The sequence below is a fragment of the Streptomyces sp. NPDC001093 genome (genome assembly GCF_040298985.1).
In the GTDB taxonomy this organism is placed as follows: Bacteria; Actinomycetota; Actinomycetes; order Streptomycetales; family Streptomycetaceae; genus Streptomyces.
Window position 1 is genome coordinate 45,989 of the sequence record NZ_JBEPBF010000069.1, and the last position, 6,266, is coordinate 52,254.

Annotated in this window: 5 protein-coding genes; 3 read left to right on the forward strand and 2 right to left on the reverse strand. The window is 70.3% G+C overall.

Annotation, left to right across the window (positions count from 1 at the left end):
- Positions 1 to 107 precede the first annotated feature (107 nt).
- From ABT288_RS29230 to ABT288_RS29240, 3 genes are all read left to right on the forward strand, one after another.
- A complete protein-coding gene (locus ABT288_RS29230; RefSeq protein ID WP_351613777.1) occupies positions 108 to 1,085 on the forward strand; it encodes an SMP-30/gluconolactonase/LRE family protein in 978 nt (325 codons plus the stop codon).
- Positions 1,086 to 1,192: 107 nt separating this feature from the next.
- Entirely contained in the window at positions 1,193 to 2,518 is a 1,326-nt protein-coding gene (locus tag ABT288_RS29235; protein ID WP_351613780.1) for an NYN domain-containing protein, read from the forward strand.
- A gap of 352 nt (positions 2,519 to 2,870) precedes the next feature.
- The gene (locus tag ABT288_RS29240; RefSeq protein WP_351613793.1) at positions 2,871 to 4,181 is read left to right on the forward strand and encodes a M14 family zinc carboxypeptidase; all 1,311 of its coding nucleotides are present in this window, start codon (positions 2,871 to 2,873) and stop codon (positions 4,179 to 4,181) included.
- A 93-nt stretch (positions 4,182 to 4,274) separates the two neighbouring features.
- On the opposite strand, the gene ABT288_RS29245 is transcribed toward ABT288_RS29240, so the two are convergent.
- Both ABT288_RS29245 and ychF read right to left on the reverse strand, forming a co-directional pair.
- Positions 4,275 to 4,655, reverse strand: a complete 381-nt coding sequence (locus ABT288_RS29245; protein ID WP_351613796.1) for a VOC family protein — start codon at positions 4,653 to 4,655, stop codon at positions 4,275 to 4,277.
- Between the two features lie 232 nt (positions 4,656 to 4,887).
- Positions 4,888 to 5,976, reverse strand: a complete 1,089-nt coding sequence (ychF, locus tag ABT288_RS29250) for a redox-regulated ATPase YchF (RefSeq protein WP_351613782.1) — start codon at positions 5,974 to 5,976, stop codon at positions 4,888 to 4,890.
- Positions 5,977 to 6,266: the final 290 nt, after the last annotated feature.

Sequence of the window (6,266 nt, forward strand, 5' to 3'; positions counted from 1 at the left end):
GGCAAGGATGAAGGCCCTGATGGTGATTAATGCACTGGCAAGCATTAGAGCTCTAATGTAGCTTTGCATTCGTCCTGCAGTGAGCAGCCGAACCGAGAGGCACCGTCGTGTCCCGTTCGATCCACCGCCGCACCTTCCTGACCGGCGCCGCCGCCGCGACCGTGGCCCTCGCCGCACCCCGGGCCACCGCGGCCGCCGGTCCCCGCATCTCCACCGCCTTCACCCTCCCGGACGCCCGGGCCTACCCCGAGGGCATCGCCCTGGACCCGCGCACGGGCGACGCGTACGTCGGCTCCTTCACGACCGGCGCGATCTACCGGGCCGCCGCCGGCAGCCGCGCCGCCGACGTCTTCCTGCCGGCCGGCGCGGACGGCCGTACGACGGCCAACGGGCTGAAGGCCGACCGCGCGGGCCGCCTGTGGGTCATCGACCACACCACCGGGATCGACGTCTACGACCTGCGCGACCGCTCCCTGCTGGCCCGCTTCCAGGTACCGGAGGGCGACCCGCGCTTCATCAACGACCTCGTGATCGGCGCCGACGGCACCGCCTACGCCACCGACAGCGTGCGCCCGGTGGTCTACCGGGTCACTCCCGCCGAGGTGGCCCGGGGCGGCAGCGCGCCGCTGGCCGCACACTTCGACCTGAGCGGCGCCGTCCCCCCGCACGCGCCGAACGCCTACGCCCTCAACGGCATCGTCGCCGACCCCACCGGGCGCCTGCTGTTCGTGGTCGACATGACCGGCGGCGGCCTGTACCGGGTCGACGTGACCGACGGGTCGGTCCGCCAAGTCACCCTGCACGGCGGAGACCTGGTGAACGGCGACGGCCTGGAGCTGTCCCACCGCACCCTGTGGGCGGCCCACAACCGGACCAACACCCTGACCCGCTGGCACCTCTCCCCCGACGGCACCGAGGCCCGCCTGACCCGCACACTGACCACGACCGACCTCCAGATCCCCACCACCCTGGCCCACACCCACCGCGGCCTGCTCGTCGTCCGCTCCCAGTTCGACAAGGGCGGCCCCATGGGGCAGGGGACACCGACCACGCCGTTCACGGTGGCCCGGGTGACGGGGATGTGAGCCTCGGGCCTCCCAACTGACCTACCGTCCGGTCGAGTTGAAGCACTACCGCCCCTGTGACCACGCCGCTACGCTGAGCCACTCGGCCGTCCACCGGAGGTGAGCAGTTGGGCACGACAGCGCATGGCGGCGGCACCGAGCCACGAAAGGCCGCGCTATTCGTTGACTTCGACAACATCTATCTCGGCCTGCGCAAGTTCGCCGGCGAGGCCGCCGAAGCCTTCGCCACACACCCGACGCAATGGATGAACTGGCTGGAGGCAGGGAGCGACACCGCGGCGGCTCCGCCCGGGAATCACGCCCGCCGGTTTCTCGTGCGGAACGTCTATCTCAATCCCGGACCCTTCAGCCCGTACCGGGCCGTCTTCACGAGCAGTGGGTTCCGAGCGATCGACTGCCCGACCCTGACCGCCCAGGGCAAGAACAGCGCCGACATCCATATCGTGCTCGACATCATGGACGCGCTCGCGAACCAGACCCGCTACGACGAGTTCGTCATCATGTCGGCCGACGCCGACTTCACCCCCGTGCTCCGGCGGCTGCGCGCCCAGGACCGGTGGACCACGGTGGTGACGGCAGGACTGAGCGCCCCGGCCCTGCGCGCGAACTGCGACACCCTGGTGACACCCGAACAACTCGTCGCGGCCATCCTCGGAGAGACGTCCGAATCGGCCGAGACGGCGCTGGACTACGTTCCCGCGCCGCTCAGGGCTTCCTCCGCGCCGGCCCGCGAGTTCGCCGGCGAGCGGGCACAGGCCGAGCCGAGCGGGGATGTCGAAGCCGTCGCCGTGGCGATCCGCGATGCCGTCCGGCGCAACCCCCGCCCGCTCGCGGCCTCGAGCGCGGCGCAGGCGGCACTCGCCGTCGACCCGGAGATCAAGACATCGGGCTGGTACGGCGCGGGGTCGTTCCGCGCCTTCGTCGAACGCCACCTGCACGATCTGCGGTACGAACCCGGCGGAGCCGGCTACGTGGTCGATCCGGCACTCCGCCCGGCGGACGGCACACCGAGCGACGAACGGCTCGAGCGCGACCCCTTCCTCCAACGGGTGCGCACCGTGACGGGCGTACCCGCACTGCCGTCACAGGCATACGGCACCCTCTTCCGCGTCCTCGCCGAGGATCTGCAGGAGCATCCGTTCCACCTCACCGAGACGTCCAAGCGGGTGCGCGATCAGACGGACCTGCAGGGCACGCCGGTCCCGCGCAGCGCGATCAGCTTTGTCATCAAGGGACTCACCTACGCCAAGCAGAAGCTGACGGATGAGGCCACCGCCGAAGCCCTGGCCGATGCCTGGGTCGACAACATCTACACGCTGTGCGCGAACGAGCAGATGCCGCTGACGGAGGAGGACCGGCAGGCGATCCGGGCGTGGGTCACCGACAACGTCGTACCCGAGAGCACCGGATCAGCCGAGGGGCCGGACTCCTGAGGTACGCCGGCCGGGACGGCCACGCCACCAGGTCCCGTGCGGCGGCTGTAACGCTCACGTTCCCGCTCGGGGACCTCGGCCGGCGGCGCGGCACCGGCATCCTCCACGTACCCGGCCGTGGTCAGGTCCGTCATCGCCTGGACGATGTCCGGGTCGGGCGGTCGCAGCTGCGGGTGGCGACGTCCGCGGTGCTCCGCGTACCGTCCATGGCCTCACGCCCGGTGTTCCGGCTTGATCCGAGGCCGCCGTATCGGGTGCACCGTCCTCTTCCCCAGTCTCTTCAGCCCCAACTCCCCGAAGGAGACCACCAGCGACAGCGGTGGCATCGGCGGCGCCTGAGCGGACGCGGATGATGGACCGCTTCCCCACGGTCGCAGAGGTCACCGAGTCGGCGCGGCAGCTGGTCTCCCGGTTTCCCGGAGCCGGCCGCCTGCGCCGGATCGGGACGTCCCGCGCGGGCCGTCCGATCCTGATGCTGTCCGTGGGGCACGGGCCGCGCCACATCCTGGTGGTCGCCCGACCGCACCCCGACGAGCCGGTCGGCGGCGCGACCGCGCTGGCGCTGGCGGAGCAGGTGGCACGCGGCGACCGGGTTTCCGCGGCGACCGACCCCTCCGTCGTGACCTGGGACATCGTCCTGTGCCTGGACCCGGACGGCGCCGCGCTGAGCCCGGGAATCGAAGAGGCGACGGCCGGCCCCGACCACACCCTGGACGCCTACTACCGCACCGCCTACCGCCCTGTCGCGGCGGAACAGCCGGAGTGGGCACCGATCGAGTCACGGCACCTCCCGGAGAGCCGGGCGCTGTTCCGTGTGATCGACGAACTGCGGCCGTTTCTCCAGTGCTCCCTGCACGGCGTCGAGGCGGGCGGCAGCTGGGTGCAGTTGACCCACGACCTGCCCCAACTCGCCGTACCCTTCCGCATGTCCGCCGCGGACCTCGGCATCCCGGTCCAGCACGGCACGTTCGACGCCCTGTACTGGGAGAACCCCGGCCCCGGGGTCTACGTCCTGCCTCCGCCGGACAGCACCGACCGCCTGGCGGCCGGGTCCGCGAACATCGGGCTGTCCACCTGGTGCGCACCCGCACGGTACGGCGGCGTCACGGCGATCGTCGAAGTGCCCATGTGGGCGACCGACATGGCCGACGACCTCTCCCCGCACCCGGAGCCCGCTCCGGCACTGCGCGAGCTGGCCGGGCTGGTACGGGAGGGCGGACGGCAGGTGACCGCCGTCCTCGACAAGGCACGCGCCTTCCTCCCACCGGCCCCGCACAACCCGCCCCGACGCGTGCTGGAGTGGATGGCCGACGGCCTGTACGACCTGGTCGCCGACTCCTGGGAACCGCTGGCCCGGCAGGCGGCCGAGGCAGCCCACGCCGACGGTCCGCCGCCGTTGACGACAGCCCAGATCTGCGCCCTCGACATCGTGGCCCGCCGGCAGCCGCTGCGCGCCGCGGGTCTGCTGCTACGCCTGCTGAGGGCGGCGGACGACCCCGCCGCCCCCGGTCTGCACCGCGAGCTGGACGAACTCTTCACCGCATGGTGCAGGGACTTCGAGAAGGCCCTGCGGCTGCGCCGGGTGCCCGTGCACCATCAGGTGGAACACCAGGCACGCACGGTCATGGCAGCCGCGGAGACCGCACCGACCGCCCTCGGGTGAACACGGCGGAATGCGCTCCCGACGCCCCAGGTGACCGTTCCGGGACGTCCCGCCAGGTCGCACCGACCCGAGGAGACCTCACCCACAGCCCGATCAGAGCGGGTTGAGACGAGCCTTGAGCAGGCAGAACTCATTGCCCTCGGGGTCGGCCAGGACATGCCACTGCTCCTCCCCCGTCTGGCCGATGTCGGCGCGGCGCGCACCGAGCTTCAGAAGGCGCTCGAGCTCGGCGTCCTGATCGCGGTCGGTGGCGTTGACGTCGATGTGCAGCCGGGACTTCCCCTTCTCCGGCTCATCCCTGCGACTGAGGATGATCGTCGGCTGCGGACCACCGAACCCCTCGCGCGGCCCGATCTCCAACGTGCCGTCGTCCTCGCGATCGAGCACGACGAAGTCCAGGACCTCGCACCAGAACCGCGCCAGCACCTCAGGGTCGCGGCAACCGAGCACGAGCTCACTGATACGACATGCCATGACGAAACCTGCTCTCGGTGAAAACAACCCCGCGACGGTACCGGACGAGGCGAGCACGGGCGAAGCGATTTCAGGCCGCCCTGTCGGGGCAGCCGGGCAAGGCCGTCGGCCATGCCGCAGGCAGAAGAGCGCTGCCCCACCACCGCACGCGAAAGAGGCCGGCTCCCGGAAGAGCCGACCCCGTCTGACCTGCCTGTTCACCAGGGCGCCACCGTGGTGTTGTTCCGTGCGCTCACACGTTGAAGCGGAACTCCACCACGTCCCCGTCCTGCATGACGTAGTCCTTGCCCTCCATGCGGGCCTTGCCCTTGGCTCGGGCATCGGCCACCGAGCCGGTCGCCACCAGGTCGTCGAAGGAGATGACCTCGGCCTTGATGAAGCCCTTCTGGAAGTCGGTGTGGATCACGCCGGCCGCCTCGGGGGCCGTGGCGCCCTTCTTGATCGTCCAGGCGCGGGACTCCTTGGGGCCGGCCGTGAGGTAGGTCTGCAGGCCGAGGGTGTTGAAGCCGACGCGGGCCAGGGTGGCGAGGCCGGGCTCGTGCTGGCCGACGGACTCCAGCAGCTCCAGCGCCTCCTCCTCGTCCAGCTCGGCGAGGTCCGCCTCCAGCTTGGCGTTGAGGAAGATCGCCTCGGCGGGGGCGACCAGGGCGCGCTGCTCGTTCTTGAAGTCCTCGTCGATCAGTTCGTCCTCGTCGACGTTGAAGACGTAGAGGAAGGGCTTGGTGGTGAGCAGGTGCAGGTCGTGGAGGAGCTCGGCGCGTTCCGAACCCTGGACGATGCCGTGCGCGAAGAGCGTGTCGCCCTTCTCCAGGATCTCCTTGGCCTCCTCGACCGCCTTGACCTTGGGAGCCACGTCCTTCTTGATCCGCGACTCCTTCTGGAGACGGGGCAGGACCTTCTCGATCGTCTGGAGGTCGGCGAGGATCAGCTCGGTGTTGATCGTCTCGATGTCGTCCTTGGGCGAGACCTTGCCGTCGACATGTACGACGTTCTCGTCCTTGAAGGCACGGATGACCTGGCAGATCGCGTCGGACTCCCGGATGTTCGCGAGGAACTTGTTGCCGAGGCCCTCGCCCTCGGAGGCGCCGCGCACGATACCGGCGATGTCGACGAAGTCGACCGTGGCCGGAAGGATGCGCTCCGAGCCGAAGATCGAGGCCAGTTTGGCCAGGCGGCCGTCGGGCACGCCGACCACGCCGACGTTGGGCTCGATCGTGGCGAACGGGTAGTTGGCCGCCAGCACGTCGTTCTTGGTCAGGGCGTTGAACAGGGTCGACTTGCCGACATTGGGCAGGCCGACGATTCCGATCGTGAGCGACACGTTGCGACTTCCCGTAGATGAGTGGGCCAGGGGCTGCCAGGGGCCAGAGACCGACACTGGCCGATCCACCAGTTTACGGCGTCCGCGCCGGGCGGCTCGCGGGAGCTTCGAACGCCCGACCAAGCTCTTCCCACCGGCGTGTCTGATGGGCTATTCGGCACATAAACAGACCTAAGTTGGTCCAGTGGAGCAACACGGAAGGCGACCCTCGAACGACGGACCGCGACGCGGCACGCCGCAGCAGCCCGCGCACCTTCCACCGCAGTCCCGGCGCGGGCCCGGCGGCGAGC